Source organism: bacterium (assembly GCA_026398675.1).
Classification (GTDB): Bacteria; RBG-13-66-14; RBG-13-66-14; order RBG-13-66-14; family RBG-13-66-14; genus RBG-13-66-14.
Genome location: JAPLSK010000311.1, coordinates 1 through 3,141, shown reverse-complemented (window position 1 = coordinate 3,141; position 3,141 = coordinate 1). Strand labels below are relative to the sequence as shown.

Here is a 3,141-nt window from a genome sequence, read left to right as displayed (position 1 = left end):
AGGGCTCCCTTAAAAAAGCGGGCGGACCTGAAGGTCCGCCCCTACATCATCGCAACCCGCAAGGCACGGGCCGGGGTGAGGGCTGAAGCGGCCCCCTCCCCCCTCTGGGGGGAGGCTTGCCTAAGGGCTAAGGAGGGGGGTTCCTTAGCCCCCCTCTCCCCTCTGGGGAGCGGCGCGCCGACGGGCTGGGGTGAGGGTCGAGGCTGGGAACGTAAAAACGGCGGGGACTAAAGTCCCCGCCCTACATTTGTTCAAACAATGACGGGCGGGTGAAGACACCCGCCCCTACGTCCCACCGTCAATCCGTCCCGTAGGGGCGACCGTCTACGGTCGCCCGTGGGCCGACCTGAAGGTCGGCCCCTACGTCATCGCAATCGTTGAGGGTCGGGGCCGGGATGGTTAAAGCGGCGGGGATGGAATCCCCGCCATACATCATCGCAACCCGCAAGGCACGGGCCGGGGTGAGGGCTGTTACCGACCCCCTCTCCCATCTGGGGAGCGGCGCGCCGACGGGCCGGGGTGAGGGTCGAGGCTGGGAACGTGAAAACGGCAGGGACTAAAGTCCCCGCCCTACATTTGTTCAAACAATGACGGGCGGGTGAAGACACCCGCCCCTACGTCCCACCGTCAATCCGTCCCGTAGGGGCGACCGTCCACGATCGCCCGCTAGTGCAACCGACCATAGGAGAGGGAACCTACAGCAGCCGCTGCTGCAGCCTTGCCCGGGGGTGCGCCCGGTCGTAAACATCCCGCCATTGCTCCACCGCCACCCGCGCATAAATCGCCGTCGTGTCCAGGCTCGCGTGCCCCAGCATCTCCTGGATGAGCCGCAAATCTACCCCCGCCTCCAAGAGATGCGTGGCGAAGCTGTGCCGCAGGGAGTGGGGCGAGACGGCGCGCCCGATGTCCGCCCGCTCGGCGTACATTTTTACCAGGCGGTCCACGGAGCGGTCGGTGAACGGCCCACCGTTGCGATTCAGAAAAAGCCGGTCCGTTTTCGGGGATAATCGTTCCCGCAGTTCGAGGTACGCGGAAATCGCCGCCGCCGCCGTCTCACCGCAGGGGACGATCCGCTCCTTATTCCCCTTCCCCCGCACGGTTACCAGCCCCCGCCCGAGGTCGAAGTCCCCCGCCGTCACGCCCGCCGCCTCGGACACCCGCAGGCCCGCGCCGTATAAAAGCTCTAAAAGCGCCGCGTCCCGCGCCCGCAGCGCGCACCCCTTTTCATAACCGGCAATCGCCGCCCCGATGTCCCGCGCGTATAGCGGACCACCGTTACCGTTGAGGAACAACCGGTCGGTCTTCGGCGCCAGGTTTTGCCGAACATTCAGGTAACCAGCCAGCGCCAGGCGGACGGATTCCGGCAGACGCAGCTCCCGGCAGCGTTCCGAGTCAATCACACCGTAGCCCGTATCAACCTCTTCAACCTTCAACTTCGCCAGAACCTCCGGCGAGAGGCCGAGCTTCTCGCGCATCAGGGTGAGCGCCCGGTCGCGCTCCTCCAGCGGCAGCGGCCCCCGCGGGGCCTCCACCAGCCGCACCGCCTCCTCCACCGAAAGCACCCCCGGCAGCGGCCGGAACAGCCCCTTTCCCCGGGGCAGCAGCTTCGCCGGGTTGCCGCCGAGGTAGCCCCGCTTGACCAGCCAGCGCCCGAAGGACCCCAGCGCCGCCCGCCGCCGGGCCAGCGTGGCGTCCGAGTCCCCCTCCCCCCGCCGCTGGGTCAGGTAGATGCGCAGCTCCAGCGCCACGAACCGGCCCAGGGTCACCGGCGCGCCGAAGGCGGTGAGGTAAGCGATGAAAGCCTCCAGCTCCCCCCGGTACGCGCGCAGGGTGTGCGCGGAGAAGCCCCGCAGGCCCGCGATCTCCGCGAGGTACTCCTCCATCAGCTCTGAAAGCGGTCGGTCGTCCATCGGGGCCATTGTAATACGCCGGGCCGACCGCCGCCAGACGGCGCTTGACAGACCGGCGGACGGGGGATATATTGTTAGTTGAGGGAAGAGGAAAAAAGGGGAGGAAAAAATGAAAACGACGACTATCATCGTTTTGGTTCTGGCCGCTCTTGCACTCGCCAACGACGGCGAGGCCGGAGATTACTACTACTGGGACGACGGCACATTGAGTAGTCACTGGGCCTGGTACACGGGAGGTAATTACTGGGCGGTCCAATTCGAGCAAACATATGGAGACGAACGGGTTTCATGGCTCGGGGCCATGACCTACCCCGACTGGCCCGACGAGGTTTTCCAGGGCGCCAACATGCACGCCTTCGAAGACCTGGGCGGTTACCCGGGATCCGACCTCGGTTACGAATACCTGGCGTTCACCACCGGCGGCGAATTTGAATGGGTGAAATTCGAGGATTACGACACACTTACAACCGACTACTTCTACATCGCTTTCCAGCAGATCGGGAACTACCCGTTTTGTGACTCGATGGGCGTGGATGCCTCATCCGGCACACATAACTGGACCGGCTATCAGGGTTCCTGGTCGCCGACCACATACTTCGGCGACTTCATGATCCGCTGCTGCACGGGAGACGTGGACCCCGGCGACGGACCGGGACCGGGGGTCGAAGCCGCCTCCTGGGGCGAGCTCAAGGCGGCCTACGCCAAATTGGAATCCCGCATCCGGGGCAACCGGGCGACACGGCCGGACAACCCGCGAATTTATCCGAAGAACGACGCCTGGCGGGCGATCGGGGATTTGTATTGAGGCGGATGGCCACACCCGCCCACCCTACACCTGCCCGTGACGTACATTTGCGATGACGTAGGGGCGGGTCTCCAGACCCGCCCGAATGAACACCAATTCCTGGCACCTTAATGTAGGGCGGGGATTCCTATCCCCGCCGCTTTAACATACCCGGCCCCGACCCTCACCCTGACCCGTAGGCGAGCCTCTCCCTGGAAGGGAGAGGGGGCCGCTTCGGCCCGCACCCCGGCCTATTCCACGCTGCGATGACGTAGGGGCCGACCTTCAGGTCGGGTGAGCGGGCGACCGCGGAGGGTCGCCCCTACGGTCGGGATTCGCGCGGGATGGACGTAGGGCGGGGATTCCTATCCCCGCCGCTTTCACGTTCCCTACACCGACCCTCACCCCTACCCGTAGGCGAGCCTCTCCCTGGAAGGGAGAGGGGGC

At 65.6% G+C, this 3,141-nt stretch carries 2 protein-coding genes; one reads left to right on the top strand and one right to left on the bottom strand.

Features of this window, described 5'->3' with window-relative positions:
- Positions 1-695: 695 nt before the first annotated feature.
- The gene (locus NTW26_09195) at positions 696-1,910 is read right to left on the bottom strand and encodes a tyrosine-type recombinase/integrase (protein ID MCX7022429.1); all 1,215 of its coding nucleotides are present in this window, start codon (positions 1,908-1,910) and stop codon (positions 696-698) included.
- A gap of 109 nt (positions 1,911-2,019) precedes the next feature.
- Here NTW26_09195 and NTW26_09190 point away from each other — a divergent pair, with 109 nt between their 5' ends.
- On the top strand, positions 2,020-2,715 hold the full coding sequence (locus NTW26_09190; GenBank protein ID MCX7022428.1) for a hypothetical protein: 696 nt from the start codon (positions 2,020-2,022) through the stop codon (positions 2,713-2,715).
- Positions 2,716-3,141: the final 426 nt, after the last annotated feature.